We start from the raw sequence: 19,463 nt of genomic DNA, 5'->3' as shown, positions 1-19,463 counted from the left end.
ATTAAAATAGCGATCTAAGTGCTGAAAGGAAAATGAATTTTATAAATTTAAAGTCAGTTTTTAACTGAAAAGTTAGCACCTTAAAATCCGCTACTTTTCCCCGCTGCCGCACGAAACGAAGTTCGATAAAATCCATCCTTTCGTGTGGTGAGACTACAAAAATACTTCTACAAAAGAATTAATGTTTTTTCAGAATTATAACCAGAGCAAATTAGAATTAACTAAATATTTAATATTTTAGAATGATATTGTTTAGTTATGAGTCGTAATTATAAATTTCATAATCCAGAAGGGCTTTACTTTGTTAGTTTTGCTGTAGTTGATTGGCTTGATGTATTCACCAGGATGGAGTATAAAGAAATCGTGTTGGATAGTTTACGTTACTGTCAACAACATAAAGGAATGGAAATATTTGCGTGGTGTATCATGAGTAATCATATTCATTTAATTTTTAGAAGTGATAAAGGGCAAAAACCTGAATTATTATTAGGAGACTTTAAACGGTTTACCAGTAGAAGGCTGATAAGAGCTATAAAAGATAATCCTGGTGAAAGTAGAAAGGAATGGTTCTAAGGCAGGAGCTAAAGCATCAAACGTGAGGCATTATCAATTTTGGCGTCACGATAATAAACCAATTGAATTATGGACCAATAAAGTGATTGATGAAAAAATAAACTATATTCATAACAATCCTGTGGAAGAAGGTATGGTGGCTCATCCAGAAGATTACCTGTATAGTAGTGCCAAGGATTATAGGGGTGAAAAAGGAATTTTGTGTGAAGTAATTCCAATTGTGTAGAAGCCACACGAAAGGATTCGTGCGGCAGCGGGGTGTGTAAACGTAATTGGTTGTGTTTATATACAAGTTAGCTGCAACCGAACAACCATTCTGCATTAACTTTTATCTTGCATTAAAATGAAAACAAATTTTAAAATTATCAGATATGAAAAGTGTTCTTAATAAAAATATAATCGTGATATTGATTGCTTTTGCGGCAATTGCATGCGATAAAGAGTCTGATAAGGAATTAAATGATGATAAGGGCTTTTGTTCTTATCTAAACATAGAAGAAATTAGTCAGACTATCCCGATTGTCAATGAATTTTTATCGGAACTTCCTGATAGTATTACTAAAGAACAGACATTTGAATCTTTGGAAGCATGGTTGAATTCTTTTTCCTGTGACGTTAATGCTAAAATCCTTTATGGAGAAGATTTGATTTGGGGCGAAGAACAGATGTCTGGGGTTTCAATTTCAGTCAAAGACAACGATATAATGAGGGAGCTCGAACTAGATTTTTCAATAATTGATAATGCAATTACATATACACAGATTGCAGGTTATACTTATCTGAAACAAGATGCAATTCACGTTAAGACACAGTATGCTGAAATTGATAAAGTCTTTGAATTTATTAATTCGCTAGATTTTGATATAAAAGAAATTCAAGGTGGTACTTATCTTTCTTCAATGGCAGCTGATTCTGATACACTTGAATACATCATTGATAACTTAAAATCTAAACCTTATACTACTGATTCTTGGGTTACTGGACATCTAAACTGGTATAACGCTAATATTGTTATTTTCCTCAGATTGTATGATATGAAAAACAATGATTATCAGGCCGATTGGAAAGAAGCAATGAATGAATACAAACTTGAAAATTATAGCAGTGGAACTAAACATATTATCGTATTTTTCATTCCAGAGGGAACAGGTGAAGAATGGGAGACGAATTTTACTGAATATGAATTTGTTGATTGGGCAGAGTTGAGTTATACAAATTACACTATTCGATGATATGGATTTATAATTTCAAACAAAAAAATTTGGCAGCTGCTAACACGCGGTCATAAAACATTGTACAGATAGTGCTGTATTTGAACGAAATAACAATTAATTAACGATTTATGGAATGTTAGTTTTGTGCTTCGAAATGCGCAACGTTTCATACCTCAGACAGTTTCAAATCATTTAATCATTAATGCAAGATTATAACACAATAAAGCTTCGTATCTATAACAAACTAGACTGGAGTGATCGATATCATTCAATATTCTGGATAGGGACAGCACTGTTCTTAATATCCCTAATCGTTATTACATCTATCTATACAAACGAAGAAATTAGCGCAAATCCTATTTTGAAAGGATACTTCTGGCTATCAATACCAATAGTATTAATCCTGGGCATCTATGAATTAATTGGCAAATATGAAAGCTTAATCAAGAAACACGAACCTATCAAACCTTTAAAACTGACAAACAACACCATTCACCTTTTCAATGAGGACATACCGTTCTCAAGAATTGAACAAATCACAATCCGACTAAGAGATGATCAAGAAAAACCTCTCCAATCTGATAATAATTATTTAAAGATTGAAACCGATTCAAAAACTCATAAGTTAGCGGTAGTGATCGATTCTCAAGAAGAACTTAAAGAGGTTGAAAATGCAGTAAGCCAACTAAAGAAACATGGTGTCTCGGTTTATTTTGAAACCTATATCTAATCAATAGCTACAACAAAATACTTTATTTAATCACCATTAATACCCCCGCTGCCGCACGAATCCTTTCGTGTGGTAAAGCCACCCCAACCAATAAAAAACATTTTACTACATTTAAGCAAACGAATAGCAATTACATTTATATACTAGTTAGCCTAATTATTTAAGATCCATGAAGGTTAAACTCTCCAACTCAGCCACAGATTTGCAAAGAATACAAGTTTATGCAATCTATCTTTTTGACATTGCTATAGCACTTGTTCTTGTAGTAAGTCTTATAAAAGGGAATAGTTTTATCGCACTCTTGCTTCTACCCTTCCTCATTTTATTTTCAATAATTACCTGGATAGTGAGAGATTACAATTCAAAACTATGCGACACATATATTGATGAAGAATATTTGTACATAGAACGTGCTAAACTGACTGATAAAGTAGAATTAAGCAATATTAAATCTTTAAAATATCATCCATTTTATATCCGTTTCGTGACAGAAAGTATCATTATTGTTCGCTTTCGAAAAGAAACGGCCTTAGGAACAAAAATTTATATTTATCCAACAAGTCTGAATCAGCAGATTGAATACAAATCGAATAGACATATTCTGAACTTGATAGCCAAGAAAGCAAATAATTATATTAAAGCCAGAAGAACAAACGATAACCAAAGCTTTTGATAATAATGAATCACATAGGTAAAAAAGCCAGAGATATTGAACATGATCGAGAAGGTATCATTGTAGGACATTCGATTGAACACGACGAACGCAATTGGAAAGTTGCATTAAGCATAGATTCTGAATCCAAAATTGTTAGAATAGATGATGATAAGGTGGAGATTTTCGATACCCTTGAATTGGATAATTATTACAAAAGACTCTTAAGAGATATCCAGTCTGAATGTGTTCTTACCAGAAGAATAGCAGCTTTTAGCATATGCGATTTTCATGAATCACTGGATGAATCTCTCATATATAATATGGTACATGATAATATTTCAACAATAATAGAGCAATTACATCTCGAAAAAGATGCAGATACTGGACTTAAACTAGCTGAATCTATTGAAGAATTTATATGCATGGAAAGTGTTCAGAAGGATGAAGAATTAAAACTAATCAGAGAAATAGCAAGTATTAATGAAAGATGGGCATATCCAATAGTTAATGATATCGACTATAAAGTCATAGCTGAAGTACAACACTATTTGCAAAGATTCAAGTAATGTACTAATTAAAGATCTTAGATCCAGTACAGACCCCCGCTACCACACGTAACGAAGTTCGATAAAATCCAACCTTTCGTGTGGTAAGCTCAACTCCTACACATCGGCTATCACACGAGTCCTATTCTATGGTGAGACTACTTATTTTTATGCTAGCAAAAAACCACTTACAATCCCAGTCAAAATTTTATTATAATAAAAGTTGAAAATTTATTAGAATAAAAGTCGAACACTTATTATAATAAAAGTCGGACACTTATTATAATAAAAATTGGATACTTATTGTACCGCCTCTCGAAGAGATGAATAAGATGCCATTAATTCTCCTCCACCCTCTTCACTGTAGACTTCAACATCTCTATCAATTCAGGAAGCTTTCGCAATTTCCTGGAGAAGGTGTAGTATCTATCTTCGTAGGGACGATCGTAACTCTTAAAATTCAAATTTTGCACCATAGAGGCTACGCTATTAATGCCTTCCGATTTTCTTTTCTCTCTTATAAACTCAATCTCCAATTCTTTCGAATAAAAAGTATACTCCACTCCCGATCCTACATCCACCGCTTTTTTATCATTGGGCAGCACATAGGCTTCCAGGAAAACAATAAAATCCTTTACTTCGTCCATATCAAGATATCCACTATGGTAAATTCCATACTCGTAGCCTGTGGCGCCCCATGCAGAATATTCACTTTCGAACTTAATGGCTGTAAGGCTAGTTCCAGTTTTTAAATTGCTAATGTAAGCAGGGTAAAACTCAATGTACCACTCTCCCGATTTAAATGCTGTCATCTTCGTGAAATCGTAATCGCACTTTATGAATTCAGCATTGCGAATGAATTTGGAAGTTTCGGACAGGTTCGGCTTCTTATCCTGGGCAAAAAGACTTGCATGGCAGAAAAAAAACAAGCCAATAAATAGGCAGTAGACTTTGAATTGCATGGTGTAAAATTAGGTTTGGATTAGCTCTACCTAATTTACAACTGTTATACATATATTCAAAATAATTGTTAATCAGGTAACATTACATAAGGAATAATTTTAGTAAGTTTGAACACTTGATTAATTAGTTACAATATTTCCACCGGAATGTATCAAACCAACTGCTTGCCTTTGCATACAAGTTAGCAGCGGTAAAAACCTAAAATAATACAAACAACACTAACACCATAACTTATGAATCAGATTAAAAATTTGGCAATTGTTTTCATGATAGGAATAATTGCTTCATCATGTGGACAAAAACACAATCTTAGCGCAGAAATCGAGGATTTGGGAAATGATACCATATTTGTAGAGTATGCCCCGGTTTCTCAGTTTTATGAAATGGAAGAACCACTAAGAGATACCATAATTTCGGTGAATGGCAAATTCATTTACGATTCGCCACTAAATGAACCCATATTGGCTTTTATCTTTCCCAAAAAAGGAGCGTTTACAAGGGTAACAGGAAGCCAATATCGTCCACAACACAAATATTTGGTACTTCTGATAAAACCAAACGACCGTTTAACCATTAATGGCAGACTTCATAAATTCTATTTAGACTATGAAGTTAAAGGTTCTGACTTCAATGAAAATTATAGTCGATTGAGGAAAGGATACATTAAGGAAGTGTCTCTTGGTGCTAAAATTGAGCTACAGCTTGATACCTTAATGGCTAATAAAGGAGACAAGGAGCAAATTAATAATTTATTTAAGGAACGCAGAAAAGCAAATGCCATAGCAGGAACTAAACAATTGGAATATATTAAGAATAACCTGAATGCAGAACTTTCTGCTTTCTACCTTACAAGACAAAGTCTTGATACACTTGCCAAATATTATGAAAATTTAGACAGAGAGATTAAAAATGGCATTTTTAAAAATATGCTTGAAAGTCAGCATTTGAGATTTCAGAAATATACAAAGGTAAGAGAAGCAGAAAAGAATATCGTTGAAGGAAAAATTGCTCCAAACTTTAGTCTAAAAACTTTATCGGGTTCAGATTTCGAACTTAACTCCATTCAAGGGAAATATGTAGTTCTCGATTTTTGGGGAAGCTGGTGTGGCTGGTGTATCAAAGGCTTTCCAAAAATGAAAGAATATTACAATAAGTATAAGGCCCAGGTAGAAATAATTGGAGTAGCATGCAGCGATACTGAAGATAAATGGAAGAAATCGGTTGAAGAGAATGAACTAAACTGGTTACAGGTGATTAACGATAAAGATATCAACAAAGATGTATCGGTAATGTATGCAGTACAAGGCTACCCAACAAAAATAATTCTTGATAAAGACAAAAAGATAATCGCAAAATTCATAGGCGAATCCGACGACTTTTATGAGAAACTAGATGAGTTGATGAAAAACTAAAGCTGCTCACATTTTTTTTAGATGTAATTAGCGGGATAGCATAAATTAACACCGCCACAATATTATCAAAAGCCGACCCTAGCAGGTTGGCTTTTTTTTACTCCCCCGCTATCGCACGAGTCATCTTGTGTGATAAAACCACCCAACAAATAAAAAACATTTTACTAAATTTAAGCAAACATATAGCTATTTGGTTTGTATAGCCATATTGGGCGTGTAAACGTAATTGGTTGTGTTTATTTACAAGTTGCATGTAATTTAATGAGACACCTACGAGATATATCAATACTGATAATTATTCTGATTATAAATTCCTGTTCATCCGATTATGATTTGACTGGATATTGGAGAGAATATAATATAAATCATCCTGACTGTTTTCATGCTTACCATTTGACTGATTCATTAATTCTTATTGACCCTGTTGTATTGGACGGTTGGTATAAAAAGGATTTTGAAGGGAAAAGATTTTATATTCCATATGGTGATTCGAATGAGTGGATTCTTGACTATAAAATTCAAAATGACACAGTTTTTATAAGCGATAAACATAAATGGATAAGATATGATTATAATGATAGTTTATTTATAGGAGATATTTCTGGTCCTCTGATGCTAAAGGTTGTTCCCGAATTGACTAAAAAAGAAGACGTTTATCTGGATTATAATCAAATCAACTCAGCATTCTTGCACATAGGAGAACTTAAAGATTCACATAAAGAGATAATTTTTGGAGATACTTTAAACAACTGTGGCAGATTTTGCATTCAATTTAATGACGTGATTGGGAAAATCGAAGACATTCCTGAATTTATAATACATTCAAGTAAATTGATTCTTAATATGGATAAGAATGTTTCGCAAACATTCATTGATTCATTAGGATTTGAAATACGGAAATATAACGGTCGAATTGATGTTTATAGGACATATATTGACCTAGAAAACAGACGACTAATGATTAAAGAGATAGAAATATAAACTTCATGCAACAATGTGTATAGTGAATAAGTGTTTCAGAGCAGTATCACCCGCATCAATTTTGGGTGGTAACATGATAGGTTTACAGTCCGCAATCCCTTACGACACCATACACTCAACGTTATGGCTTATTAAAAATAGAAACATGTATTATAAAATATTGAAAAGTGTAATTTTTATTGTGACATTATTAGTGTCAAATTCAGTTGTAGGACAAGGAATTGACTTTAGTAAAATTTCTGTTTCTGAGGTTGAAGTTTATGAAAAATCTAAAAATTCAACACCTAAAGATACATTGGATGACTTTGGAATTTTGAAAAATCCACATTTTGACTTAGAGACCTTAGTTCAAACAAAAGCTTTGATATTTAAAAGAAATGATGATGAATTTGACCCTCAATTGCATATATGGTATCACTTCAATAAAGACTGGACAGAGTTAAAAGGGAGAAGTTATCACTGGGGATTGTATAATCCGAAGTTTAAAGCTAAAGGCAATGAAAAATGGCTAAAGAAGTTATCAAAAAATGAGAAGGGATTTAAAGAAAAATATAATTCATTAGAGCAAAAGTTAAAATCTGAATTAGGAGAGCCAATAAAAAAGAAAACCATTGCAGATAATGAAAATAAATTTATTGAAAATATGTTCTGGGAGGATGATGAAAAAATAGTTGGTTTAGCAATAAGCTTTGACAGAAAAATAAAAGAAATCCCTGGAATTGGAATATTTGCAAAATTTAAGATTGAAGTAATGATAACGTATAAATAACAAGCCATAACAAAAAAAATGAAGTACACATCTATAATATTGATTCTGATTTTTATAATTGGATGCTCAACTAAAGAGCCTATTGATAAAAATTTCAACAAGAAATATTGGAATCTGTGTGTCAGTGAGAAAGATAGTAACTTGATAGAATATAAAGACCAAGCACTTCACTTTGGAAATGGTGTTGCATACTTCTATAATAAAAAGATTGCAAATTATTCAATTTCAAATGACACTCTAATTATTTGTGACACTTCATACTATGACAAATGGATAATTGATAATGGAATTCGTTCAAAAGGAAAAGTTGATATTCGTTTTCATAAATTTATCAAAAACGACAGTTTATATCGAGTGACATATAAATATTTTATAGGAAAAATCTTAAAAGCAAATACTGACAGCTTGATAATTGATAAAATAGAAGGATATGGATTCCCTTTTAAGAACCAAGATCAATATAAATTTTACAATGACACTCTACTTTATGATCTAAATATGACTGTTGACACAATTGAGTTTTCTAGTAGTTTGTGTTATGGGAATTGCCCAGCAATAGCCATTAAAATTGATAAAGGACTTAATTTCAATTTTTGGGGTGGAAAATATGCTGACAAACAAGGATTCTATAACGGTGAAATAACCCAATCGCAATTTGATAAGTTTGAAAACCTTATAAGAATCGCAAATATCGAGAATAACGATTCAGAATTTTGTCCACCAATTGATGAACCATATGTGGAGTTAATCATTGATTACAATAAAAATAAAACAAAAAGATTCTGGGGTTACCGGAGAGATTTTCCTGCAAGAGTTAAAAATGTAAGTTCTGAGATGTTTAATTTGTATAAAACTTCATCATTAGACTCCTGTGGCTATAAATTGACTTTTGAGGTTGAGCTTGACATTCCAGAAAAAAGAGTGCCTCCACCTCCACCTCCGCCAGAAATACTTAAAGTGCTTGAAGAAGCTTCAAATGAAAACATTGGAATAAACGATATTGAATAAATAGTGTGCTCGCTATCCCCCGCTATCGCACGAGCCCTCTCGTGTGGTAAAACCACCCAACAAATAAAAAACATTTTACTAAATTTAAGCAAACGTATAACTATTACCTTTATACAGCCATATTGGACATGTAAACGTAACTAGTTGCGTTTATATACAAGTTGGGCACAATTCAAGTTTCTCATAAACTGTAAATACTCTTTACTATGAGTTTTAATATTAGACAATTATTTAAAAAAAGAAAGCAGGTAAAACCAACTATGTCATACCGCTTTATTAAAGGGCTAATTGAGAAATTTGCATCAAGAATAAATGCTCCAGTTAACCTTTTGCCAACTTACGAACACTCCGAAGACTTTGCTAGACCACATATAGAAATAGATGTTGATAATAATCTTCATTTCGTAGTTATTGAGCGTGGAAAAGAAATAGAAAGAAGAAAAACTGCTGAGCTAGAGGAGTTAATTTATTGGGTATTTGAAGGAATAACTCTGACAATGGCATTTGATTACGAAGTAAAAAATAGAAAGCAAAATCAAGACCCTAGAATAATAGCATTTAACAAGCAATTGGAACTTTTAAATACTATTGATTCAAAATTAGGACATAAATGCAAACAAAAACAAGAAAAGATTCTTCTCGATGCACCTTATAGTGATATCAATGACAAAAAGTTATAAACTGTACCCAACACGCTAGTATAAAGCAAATGGCGTTCGTGAGACTTTGGAAGTTAAGTTGGTTAATCGAATACCGCCAAATCTTTGATTTGGCTTTAAAAATGACAAAATAAAACAAATAAAAGATTTGGCTCAGTGGAGTTCTGAAAGGTTTGGTTCATTAAATCACCATACGCTTCATCTAGCCAACCGTTAACTCTAATCTAACCAAAGAATAAAAAAAAATGGGAATATTTGATTTTTTCAAAAGGAACAATAAAAGGAACGAAAACAGAAAAATGGAAGTCCTAGTTTTGGAAAAACCAGATTTCGCAGAGATAGACTTGAATAAATTAACTGATTATTACGATTGGACATTGAAGTTTGGAGAAGGAAAACTCAATTTGGACTTGAATTTTGAGACTGAAACAACCAGTCAATTTCAATTAAACCAGGTAATAGAATTTATTAACAAAATACCTGAATTTGACATTCAAAATCAGAACTATATAAAAGCGGACTTTGAACAAAGCGTTAGCATGACAGCCGACTATTTAAACTTCTATCTTGATGAACTTAGCGAGAATGAATTGGCTGGAATAATCGACTTAAAGAATCGCAAAAAATCTAGAAGTAACCTATTAATGGAAAAACTAAACCTAATAAGAGTTGGTATTTATCCACAGGCATCTTATTTCGGAACATTTGACTACTCGATTGATATTGATGGAGAACCTTGCAATCAGCTTTTAGTAGTACAAATTAATAGAGATGGATCATTAAATTATATAACTTGGGAAAGCTGAAAAGAACTACAGCTAACAAAAATTAAAGGACAGTAACCCTCCCCCGAAAACTATCGTGAGTCCTCAAATATTAGCAAAACTCTTGTAGGTAATTGACTGAACTAAAAAACGGAACAAATTGAAAGCAAAAAAACTGAATACAATAATTCAGAAGTTTAACACTCCTGAAATTCTTGCAATTAATTATAACCTGGATAAATTAGATATAAAATACTCTGTAGATAAAACTGATGAGTATTTAATCCGTTTTGAGAATCCCTTTGGTTTTAAATGCATACACGAGAGAGATATGATGGACTATTGGAATGATAAGACTGTAACTGACAACTGGATCCTGGAAATTATCGAAGGTGGATGGTTAGATCAGGAAAAGTCTCGTTCTTTTATTTCAGATGAAATGTTTCAATTAAGAGAATTTCTTATTGAAGGAATCGATTATTGTATTTCAGTATTTTCATTAAATGAACCAATTATTAAACCAATTGAAATTAACACACGCAAGAAAAAATAAGAATAGATAAAATGAAAACTATATTAAGAAATACTGCTTTTATTATCTTATTGGTAATTTTTAAGGCAAATATTGTTTTTAGTCAAAACGAATTAAATAAAGAGTTGAGAGAATTGGCTACAGAAACCAGTAACTGTAAAGACACATTAAATCTCACTGAAATTGATATTTATTCTCTTCCAAAAATTGAAACGTTAACTTTGGCGAATAATGATTTAATCAAGCTTAACCTTGATGAAAATTACTCGGTAAAAAAAATAGAAGAAGCTAATTGTACATTTATTTGTTATCGTGAATGGAAGGAATTGAATTTCTTATTATTAGTTTATTTCCCATCGCAAGCAGGAGCTGGAAGTCCAACCTTACAATTTACAACCATATCGAAATCGGGAAAATTAATTGACAGAAAAACGGTTCCATATCGTTATTTTATTGACCCAGGGTATGAACCAACTCAAATACTAAAGATTCACTCTGAAAACAAATTTGAGTTAGAGACTAAAGCAATTAATCGTGTGTTAAAAAATGATGAGTTTGTCTTTAAAAACAAGGAAAGTAAAAAGGAAATTTTCTTTATCCGTGATGGTAAAATTGAGAACGAAAGCTAATTAAAATTAAAGGGCGGTGAACCCGAAGGATAGGGACAGGCCCAACTAGAAAATGTAACAAAAACAATAAAAGCAGGCGGCACTTGATAAGGAAGCAGTACAATATCGCCGTCAAATTTTAGCAAAACCCTTAGCCATAAATAGAAATAAAAAGTGAGAATTATATTTACATTAACATTATTACTTCTTTTTCATTGGGGATATTGCCAAAAAAATCCCTCTGAGGTATTGAAATACGTAAAACCAGGAATGACAATATCTGAAATAAAATCATCTTTGGTAGGATACTCATTTGATAAAGATTTTCTTTCAAACTATGGAATTGACAGTGAATTAGAAGGAACTTTGATTAAGCATCAGCATGATAATTTACTTTTCGTTTGGACTAAATACAATTCTGGAAAAGTATTTGAAGTTATCGTGTTAAACCCAAAAGTTTATGTTGATGGAAATATTCGAGTTGGATCAACACTTAATGACTTTACCTCAAAATATTCAGATTACCGAATGGAACTAGATGCAGTAAATGAATCTACGGAATATGCATATAGTAAAAAATGCTTTTACGTGATTGAATTCATTTCTAATAATACTCCTGTTTCTGAATACAATGCAGACTTTTCATTGAATAAAGTTGTAAATTCTCATGCAATCATTGATAGAATAAGAATAACTATGGCTAACAAAAATTAAAGGCGGCGATCGCGGAGGGTCGGGACAAGCCCACGCTACCACACGAGTCATCTCATGTAGTAAAACCAACCCACAAATAAAAAACATTTTACTAAATTTGAGCAAACGAATAACTAATACGTTTATACCTCTATATTGGTGTGTAAAATTCACTAATTAGGTTTATCTACAAGTCGGCAGTCATATAAAAACCAATACGACAAATGAAGCAACTAACATTACTATTCTCTCTGATTTTAATCTTATTAATGGGATGTACTAAAACAAGCAAATTCAAAGTTTTAACAGCTGAATCTTCAGAGCTGAAAGGAAAGATAAAATCATTGATTGAGAAAAGATATTCGGCACGAGTAGTTAATGGAACAATACTAGAAATCAACGAAGAAGGTACTGGCAAAATAGAAATTCAAAAATTCTTCGATAATGAAAATCGACTTGAACTATCTAAAGCATTTGATGAAAATGGAAAACTATATTCTATAACGAAAGTTAAGACAGATTTTTCTAAAAATTACACTGGTGCGGATACCTATGACAACACTAACAAACTGATATATGTAGATAAAGTTATTAATTCAACCGACAGTTCATTTGTCATTGAAAGGACTAATCTAACCAATGCCACTAAAACAAAGTCAAAAATGGTTTATGACAGAAATAGGTTGTGTGTATTGATTTCAAATCAAATCAATGAAAGTACATCAATTACCTGGGAATATGATAGAGATGAAACAGGAAAACTAACCAAAACAATAATGATCAATGAGTTTGGGCAGCATATTGATACTACATTATTCTCAGTAAAGTATTTAGAGTTTGACCATAAAGGAAATTGGACGAAACGATTCGATCTTAAAAGTGGACAAAACGAAAAAGTGTACGTATATGAAAGAAAAATAAAATATTTGATTGAATAATTACTACTGCCAATTGTGGTTCATAACCCACGGTAGCTCACGAGTTCCCTCGTGTACTAAGCCTGCCCTAACCCCCACCAAAACAACCACAAAAAACTTACTATAACAAGTATTGGAAAGATGTTATAACAAGCCTCAGAAACATGTTATAACAAGTTTTCAAAAAGTATTAGGCTTCTCGTTCAAAGAGAAGCATACTTCTTGTCGGAAAAGAAACAGGCTTCTTGTCGGAAGAGAAACATGCTTCTTCTCCGACAAGAAACTACTACGTTTTTTTTAGCAGGACTTTTTTGCCCATTACCCAACGCACAAATAAAAAACATTTTACTAAATTTAAACAAACCAATAGCTATTACTTATGCAACCACATTGGGTGTGTAAACCTAACTAGATGCATTTATATTCAAGTTAGAAACAATTAAATGGGAAATAAATGATAAAGAAAGCATTGCCTAAAGTTTTTCGTCACCTGTTTTCAAAAAAAGAAATTAGAAGCATTGAAAATGAATCCAATATTAAGTTTATTGATATTTCATTTGGTCATATAACTAATTCAGAAAAATTTAATGAAGATGTTTTTTTTCAAAGTTCATTGCATCCAGTTAGTATAAATGCGGTGCAAGGTGAAAACAATTGGAATTTTAAAATTCATCAATCTGGATTTAGAAATGAATTGATTCCCGAGAAATTTGATGCAGAATCTAAATTACAAGTAAGACACGCTATTACAAACTATATACTAAAGATTGAACAATCAATTGAAACAGATTTTTTAAAGCAACCACAACTTTGGATCTATTTACGAATAAGGAATGGTGAAGTTGATGTTAGTACAAGGGAGATAAAATAAACTATAGCTAACTAAAATTAAAGGACAATAATTCCCATCCGGATAAACTAACAAAAATTCAAACAGAGCTTAAATAAGGCGGTAGTTTTTAATCCCAATAGCCATCAGCCCTCTTATTTTTTTTAAAACCCTTAAGTATATTAATAAAAACGAATGAGTCGAGTAAAACAAAACTGTAATGAATGTGAATCCGAATATTTTGAAGACAGTTCGGAAATGATGGGTTTGTGTCCTAATTGTTCTCACATACTATATGGATATCCAAACTGTAAACACGAATTTGAAAATGGTAATTGTATCAAATGTTCTTGGAATGGTTCAAAATCTGAATACATAAAAAACAAAGACGAACAGAATGGAAATTAAATATTGCTGGAGGTGTAAGTTGAAAGTTCCAATGCTTGACAAGGAGGAATTTAAAATTGCTTCAAAACTCTATTCTAAAGCATTAAAGAACACAAAATCTAATAAACAAGAAAGGTTCCAAGAACTTTTGGCTTATTACAATAATTTAACTGGCTTTGCTGAAACAGAACCAAATGCAATTATGCACCATGCGATTGAATATTATGGACCTGATTGTGTGAAGTGTGGCAAACCATACAGAACTCCAAAAGCTAACATATGTGCAGCATGTGGCAACAAAAGAGAACCGAATGCATAGTAAAATTTGCTACCTCCAAATACTCCACAAAAACTTATTACAATCCCCGTCGAAATTTTATTAGAATAAAAGTTGAACATTTATTAGAATAAAAGTCGGACACTTATTATAATAAAAATTGGACACTTATTATGCAGCCTCTCGGAAGAGATAAAAACCACCGCCAAAAACTTATTATAACAAGTCTTGGAAAGATGTTATAACAAGTGTTGAAAACTTATTATAACAAGTCTCGGAAACATCTTACAACAAGTTTTCAAAAAGCATTAGGCTTCTCGTCCAAAGAGAAGCATGCTTCTTGTCGGAAAAGAAACAGGGTTCTTGTCGGAAGAGAAACATGCTTCTTCTCCGACAAGAAACTACTATGTTTTTTTAGCAGGACTTATTAACCCATTACCCAACCCACAAATAAAAAACATTTTACTAAATTTAAGCAAACTCATAGCTATTACGTTTATACAGTCATATTGGGCGTGTAAAAGTAACTGGTTGTGTTTACATACAAGTTGAAGTTCATTCCGTGACTTTGTTTTTTAATTTTCGCTTCGATTCCAGGCAAGAGAAATGGCTAAAGAAGGGACAAGGGATTTTAGGTAAAAATGAAGGGCAAAAAGGGTGATCTTTCCAAAAGGCTTTTTGCTTTTTGCGGGAAGAAAAGCGGGCTTTTCTGGGAGTTGGAAGCCTAAAGCCTTTGCTTCAAGTTAGGGGATAAATGGCTAAAGGTCAAGTGTATTTGGAGTGTATTTTCATTTTATGTTTGGCATCCCTTGTGAATATTTTCTTTGCCTGACATCTGAGCCACGGCAACTTATCCCAAGATGAAATTGCATTGCTCAGATTGAAAAAAGCGAAAGGAAAAAGCAAGGTGCAGCAAAGAGGAAAAGTAACGGAACGACATGCTTCAGGGGATTCTTCCCTTTTCCTTGCACTTACAGGGCTTGGGACAGCACAGACAGAGAAGTCAGGCAGACTGGAACGCACCCCAACAACAGTTAAAGTGTAGCGGGATGTTTTTCTGTTTTGATCTGATATTTATTTTGTTAACTTTAAATAGATAAAAAAGGTAGGTGCAAGTAGTCCCCGCCGACACTTTAGCCTTACCGTTAGCGTTAAGCAAGGGAACTAGATTCATAAATTTGAGGAAAATATGGAAGTATGAACTATTCACATTTACAAAAAAATGCTTTGGTTATTATTATATTCTTACTTCCAACTTGTTTTTCTTGTCGGGATGACAGAAGATCAAGCCAGATTAAGATTTTACTAGCTGATACCTTAAATTTAAGTTTACAAGATCAAGTAGTAGAAATAGACTCTTTGAATTCAGGAATAACAAGGAATTTGAGAGAAACAAAAGAAATGCAGGATTCTATTTGGATTCACTTTAATGAATCCTTTGATAGTGTTCCAGTAGTTCTAATTCATAATAACACGGACTTATATCAAGACACACTTTATACAGATCGTTCAATAGGGTTGGCATCAGTTGCAAAGTTTAAGCGTGATTCGATAAATAACATTTTTGATTTAAGAATTAATAAAAAGAGATATAAGTTTAAAGAATCGAACAGCTATAATTTTATTCACATATATAACACTCAAAACGATTTCGAAATTATTTATACGAATAAAGGCTATATATATGAATAGCCAAACGCTAACAAAACTTAAAATTAAAGTACGGTGACGCTCACCCGATAGCTATTCCCCCAATTGTTCACAAACCCCTTAGCACCACCCCTAATGAAAACACTACTACTAATAATAACAATGCTAACTTTAGGACTGATAAGTTGTAAATCGCAAACTATGGAGAATAACTATTACACCTGGGATGATTTTGTAAATGGTTTTGGAAAAGAAATGGTATCAGCTGAGGATGTTTATAAAAGAATGAAAAAAAGCGGGCTCGTTGATTTCTCCATGATTGTGTTTGACTATCATTTCGTTTCTGACAGCAAGGAAAAACTTGAAAAACTAAATGACTTTTTGCTGACTCATTATCCGTACAAATTTGAGAAATATATACAACATAAAGACTGCTTTGAGCTTCACGGCACAACCGATTCAATGCCAATTACGAAAGACAATCTACTTTATTGGGGCTTAGATATGGCCAAACGTGGATACGAGTTTGATTGCAGACTTGATGGCTATGGAGGTGCCATTGATTTGGAACCAAAACTTCCTGATTTTGACAAGTCCAAAGAGGATTATTATTTTAATAAAGCAATAGAGTGTTATAATTCAGGGAACCTAAGTGGAGCAATTGCAAACTGGACTATTGTACTTGAGATTAATGACAAAGACCCAAATTCATATTATTCCCGCGCGATAGTGAAAAATGAACTTTACACATGGAAATCAGCACTACAAGACTATGATAAGGCGATTGAGTTAGCACCTGATTTTGATGATGCTCTTGTTAATCGTGGCTCAGTAAAAGATGAAAATGGCGACTATGATGGAGCGATAGTCGATTATAATAAAGCGATTGAGATTAATCCTGAAAATGGAATGGCATACTTTAATAGAGGAAATTCTAAATTTAATAAGGGTGATCAAAACGGAGCATGCCTTGACTGGAAAAAAGCATTAGAGTTAGGAGAGCATTATGCAAAAGAACGGATTGAAAAACATTGCGAATAAAACACAAAGGCTAAGCCCCTACCCCTCCACCACAACAAGCACAAAAAACTTACTATAACAAGTCACGGAAACATGTTACAACAAGTTTTCAAAAAGTATTAGGCTTCTCGTCCAAAGAGAAGCATGCTTCTTGTCGGAAGAGAAACAGGCTTCTTCTACGACAAGAAACTACTATGTTTTTTATGCAGGACTTTTTTGCCCTTTACCGCAACCCACAAATAAAAAACATTTTACTAAATTTAAGCAAACGTATAGCTATTACCTTTATACTGCTATATTGGGCGTGTCAACGTAACTGGTTGTGTTTATTTACAAGTTAGGTGGCATTTAGGAGAAACTGCATAACATGATACTATTTACAATATTCATATTGATTATTTTCTTTTCATCTAAGCGAGTTGGATGGGTTTCAGATTGGTACAAAAGAATTACATCTGAACCTTACAATTATTATTTATTATTGGCTTTACTTATAATCGGTTTTTTTGGACAATTAGACTATACAAATAGATGGGGATGTGTTGTAGGAGGAGAATCAATTTTTGATGCCAAGAACATTCTTTTCTCTTCAATTTCAATCATTCTAATTCTAACTTCATTCTTATTCAAACCGAGAATATTAAAAAGTAGCTTATTAATTATTGAATTAGTTTTTTGGATTTTTAAGCTGTTTTATTTTAAAGGTGGATATGTTGTTTCAATTGCAGCTGCACCAGACCCTATAATCTCATTTTATGATACGTTAACTCTTGCAATGCGACTTTTTATAATAACTGGACTATTGCGGACAAATTTCAAGACGATTTACATTTTGATATGTACCTTGACAATAATGGCAATAAAAGTGTTTGGATTTCCTACTCAATTGAGCATGATTGTGGAAGGAGAAAAAAGCAAACAAAGAGCGGAATTTACAAAAGAAAAACTTACTGGAGACTGGATTGGGATTTATGAATATGACTCTACTTATATGAGTGAGACTACACATATTAAAGATAGTGCTACGCTTAGATTTGACAGTTTATACATAACTCTATATGACTTCAGAGACATTGATAGTCTTCAGCTAAAAATGGAATTTAATTATGAATTTGGTGGACACTTTCACAATGGAATTAAAGATGATTGGAGAAATCAATATGATTTTTGGATAAGAAATTTAACAAGTGATTCATTAGATATTATTTTGACTCAATCGCTTGATGATTATAGATTTAAGATGATAAAAAACGCCACCCAACAATAAATATACGTAATGCGGGGCGATTTGGTAAATATGAACTTTAAAGCATTTAATAAACAACGTTGCGGTTTGAAAGTGAGGTACCTTGAAACCACGTACAACGCATATTCGAGCCGTTGTGCTGCATGCTGGAGACTGCTGCAAATGATAGTTTTTAGGTATAGATGACAGATTAGGATAATTATTCCAAGACTGAAGATATATGCTTTGTAGCGAGGATTTACATTTTAAAAGTCGTTATTGACTTCAAAGATTCAAAACGACTGGATTGGTCGTTGATATTTTTGCATTGTTCGGCTTACTAGAGACTTATAATGAAATAAATAACAAAGGAAAATATAATATTAATGCGAATGATTGACTATAAAAAATCAATGCTATTTCAACGATTAATTATTAAGACTTCTTTTTTAGATAAAATAGGAGTTCTATTCGTTTGGATTTTAGGCTCAACTGCTTTGATTTCTATGAGTTTATCAATGTTAATAGGTAGTTTAAAATTTAATTGGTTTAATGATTCTGCCACTGAGATTATTCTAGCACAGATAATTAGTTTTTCAATATTTCTTTTTGTAATGGCAGGATTGATAATTAATAATAATTTGATTAGAGTTAAAATTACTTCAAATGAAAATCCAAGAGATGTAGTTAAAAATTCATTAAAGTTATTCAACGAAAGAATAATACATCGGGACAATGAAAAAGAATTAGTCCTTAGTATTAATTCAGGACCTTTTGCATATAATAGACATTTGATTGCTCTTTTCGAAAACCAATATGTTTATTTGAATTGTAGAACTTATGCTAGGGGCGACTTGATTTCACCTGTACATTGGGTGGTTCATAAACGGATTATAAATAAATTGATTAAAGAAATTAATACACGACAGCCCAACAAGCGGCCATAAAACATTGCGCGGACAGTGCTAAATTTAAACGAAATAACATTTAATCAACAGCATAGCGGGTTGATAGTTTTTTGCTTCGAAATGCGAAACGTTTCATACCGAAGG

At 32.5% G+C, this 19,463-nt stretch carries 23 protein-coding genes; 22 read left to right on the top strand and 1 reads right to left on the bottom strand.

Translation table 11 applies throughout. The annotated features are described in order from the left end of the window. The first annotated feature begins 258 nt into the window (after window positions 1–258). The 6 genes from ELS83_RS22255 to ELS83_RS07450 all read left to right on the top strand — a co-directional run bounded on the left by ELS83_RS22255 (window position 259) and on the right by ELS83_RS07450 (window position 3,738). Window positions 259–573: a transposase gene (locus ELS83_RS22255; RefSeq protein ID WP_249414420.1), complete on the top strand. Its 315-nt coding sequence runs from the start codon at window positions 259–261 to the stop codon at window positions 571–573. 22 nt (window positions 574–595) lie between these two features. Then, entirely contained in the window at window positions 596–799 is a 204-nt protein-coding gene (locus ELS83_RS22250; protein WP_249414419.1) for a hypothetical protein, read from the top strand. Between the two features lie 145 nt (window positions 800–944). Continuing rightward, on the top strand, window positions 945–1,805 hold the full coding sequence (locus ELS83_RS07465; RefSeq protein WP_171594915.1) for a hypothetical protein: 861 nt from the start codon (window positions 945–947) through the stop codon (window positions 1,803–1,805). Window positions 1,806–1,989: 184 nt separating this feature from the next. Then, window positions 1,990–2,517: a hypothetical protein gene (locus ELS83_RS07460; protein WP_171594914.1), complete on the top strand. Its 528-nt coding sequence runs from the start codon at window positions 1,990–1,992 to the stop codon at window positions 2,515–2,517. 169 nt (window positions 2,518–2,686) lie between these two features. Then, window positions 2,687–3,190 (top strand): hypothetical protein, encoded by a 504-nt coding sequence (locus ELS83_RS07455; RefSeq protein WP_171594913.1) that lies wholly within the window; start codon window positions 2,687–2,689, stop codon window positions 3,188–3,190. 5 nt (window positions 3,191–3,195) lie between these two features. Beyond that, window positions 3,196–3,738, top strand: a complete 543-nt coding sequence (locus tag ELS83_RS07450; RefSeq protein ID WP_171594912.1) for a hypothetical protein — start codon at window positions 3,196–3,198, stop codon at window positions 3,736–3,738. Window positions 3,739–4,055: 317 nt separating this feature from the next. On the opposite strand, the gene ELS83_RS07445 is transcribed toward ELS83_RS07450, so the two are convergent. Further along, window positions 4,056–4,679 carry a hypothetical protein gene (locus tag ELS83_RS07445; RefSeq protein ID WP_171594911.1) on the bottom strand — a complete coding sequence of 208 codons (624 nt, stop codon included), beginning with the start codon at window positions 4,677–4,679 and terminating at the stop codon, window positions 4,056–4,058. Between the two features lie 234 nt (window positions 4,680–4,913). Between ELS83_RS07445 and ELS83_RS07440 the strand changes: the two genes are divergently transcribed. The 16 genes from ELS83_RS07440 (at window position 4,914) to ELS83_RS07365 (ending at window position 19,358) form a co-directional block, all read left to right on the top strand. Then, a complete protein-coding gene (locus ELS83_RS07440) occupies window positions 4,914–6,092 on the top strand; it encodes a TlpA family protein disulfide reductase (RefSeq protein ID WP_171594910.1) in 1,179 nt (392 codons plus the stop codon). Window positions 6,093–6,425: 333 nt separating this feature from the next. Next, on the top strand, window positions 6,426–7,073 hold the full coding sequence (locus tag ELS83_RS07435) for a hypothetical protein (RefSeq protein ID WP_171594909.1): 648 nt from the start codon (window positions 6,426–6,428) through the stop codon (window positions 7,071–7,073). A 145-nt stretch (window positions 7,074–7,218) separates the two neighbouring features. Next, window positions 7,219–7,842 carry a hypothetical protein gene (locus ELS83_RS07430; protein WP_171594908.1) on the top strand — a complete coding sequence of 208 codons (624 nt, stop codon included), beginning with the start codon at window positions 7,219–7,221 and terminating at the stop codon, window positions 7,840–7,842. A gap of 18 nt (window positions 7,843–7,860) precedes the next feature. Continuing rightward, window positions 7,861–8,850 (top strand): DUF6438 domain-containing protein, encoded by a 990-nt coding sequence (locus ELS83_RS07425; RefSeq protein ID WP_171594907.1) that lies wholly within the window; start codon window positions 7,861–7,863, stop codon window positions 8,848–8,850. Window positions 8,851–9,056: 206 nt separating this feature from the next. Further along, window positions 9,057–9,530, top strand: coding sequence for an Imm63 family immunity protein (locus ELS83_RS07420; protein ID WP_171594906.1), 474 nt, complete (start codon window positions 9,057–9,059; stop codon window positions 9,528–9,530). 278 nt (window positions 9,531–9,808) lie between these two features. Further along, a complete protein-coding gene (locus tag ELS83_RS07415) occupies window positions 9,809–10,315 on the top strand; it encodes a DUF2004 domain-containing protein (RefSeq protein WP_171594905.1) in 507 nt (168 codons plus the stop codon). Window positions 10,316–10,433: 118 nt separating this feature from the next. Beyond that, window positions 10,434–10,826, top strand: coding sequence for a hypothetical protein (locus tag ELS83_RS07410; RefSeq protein ID WP_171594904.1), 393 nt, complete (start codon window positions 10,434–10,436; stop codon window positions 10,824–10,826). Between the two features lie 11 nt (window positions 10,827–10,837). After that, window positions 10,838–11,434 carry a hypothetical protein gene (locus ELS83_RS07405; RefSeq protein WP_171594903.1) on the top strand — a complete coding sequence of 199 codons (597 nt, stop codon included), beginning with the start codon at window positions 10,838–10,840 and terminating at the stop codon, window positions 11,432–11,434. Window positions 11,435–11,662: 228 nt separating this feature from the next. Then, window positions 11,663–12,127: a hypothetical protein gene (locus ELS83_RS07400; protein ID WP_171594902.1), complete on the top strand. Its 465-nt coding sequence runs from the start codon at window positions 11,663–11,665 to the stop codon at window positions 12,125–12,127. 203 nt (window positions 12,128–12,330) lie between these two features. Further along, window positions 12,331–13,044 carry a hypothetical protein gene (locus ELS83_RS07395; protein WP_171594901.1) on the top strand — a complete coding sequence of 238 codons (714 nt, stop codon included), beginning with the start codon at window positions 12,331–12,333 and terminating at the stop codon, window positions 13,042–13,044. A 433-nt stretch (window positions 13,045–13,477) separates the two neighbouring features. Beyond that, entirely contained in the window at window positions 13,478–13,894 is a 417-nt protein-coding gene (locus ELS83_RS07390) for a hypothetical protein (protein ID WP_171594900.1), read from the top strand. Between the two features lie 355 nt (window positions 13,895–14,249). Then, window positions 14,250–14,558: a hypothetical protein gene (locus ELS83_RS07385; protein ID WP_171594899.1), complete on the top strand. Its 309-nt coding sequence runs from the start codon at window positions 14,250–14,252 to the stop codon at window positions 14,556–14,558. Between the two features lie 1,155 nt (window positions 14,559–15,713). Beyond that, the gene (locus ELS83_RS07380) at window positions 15,714–16,208 is read left to right on the top strand and encodes a hypothetical protein (protein ID WP_171594898.1); all 495 of its coding nucleotides are present in this window, start codon (window positions 15,714–15,716) and stop codon (window positions 16,206–16,208) included. A gap of 159 nt (window positions 16,209–16,367) precedes the next feature. Beyond that, complete coding sequence (locus tag ELS83_RS07375; RefSeq protein WP_171594897.1) at window positions 16,368–17,207, top strand: tetratricopeptide repeat protein; 840 nt, start codon at window positions 16,368–16,370, stop codon at window positions 17,205–17,207. A gap of 346 nt (window positions 17,208–17,553) precedes the next feature. Further along, window positions 17,554–18,453 (top strand): hypothetical protein, encoded by a 900-nt coding sequence (locus tag ELS83_RS07370; RefSeq protein ID WP_171594896.1) that lies wholly within the window; start codon window positions 17,554–17,556, stop codon window positions 18,451–18,453. Between the two features lie 350 nt (window positions 18,454–18,803). Continuing rightward, the gene (locus ELS83_RS07365) at window positions 18,804–19,358 is read left to right on the top strand and encodes a hypothetical protein (protein WP_171594895.1); all 555 of its coding nucleotides are present in this window, start codon (window positions 18,804–18,806) and stop codon (window positions 19,356–19,358) included. Window positions 19,359–19,463 lie beyond the last annotated feature (105 nt).

The sequence above is a fragment of the Marinifilum caeruleilacunae genome, from assembly GCF_013141825.1.
GTDB classification, from domain to species: Bacteria; Bacteroidota; Bacteroidia; order Bacteroidales; family Marinifilaceae; genus Marinifilum; species Marinifilum caeruleilacunae.
Note: the sequence above shows the minus strand (reverse complement) of the source record. Positions and strands in the feature narration are given on the sequence as shown.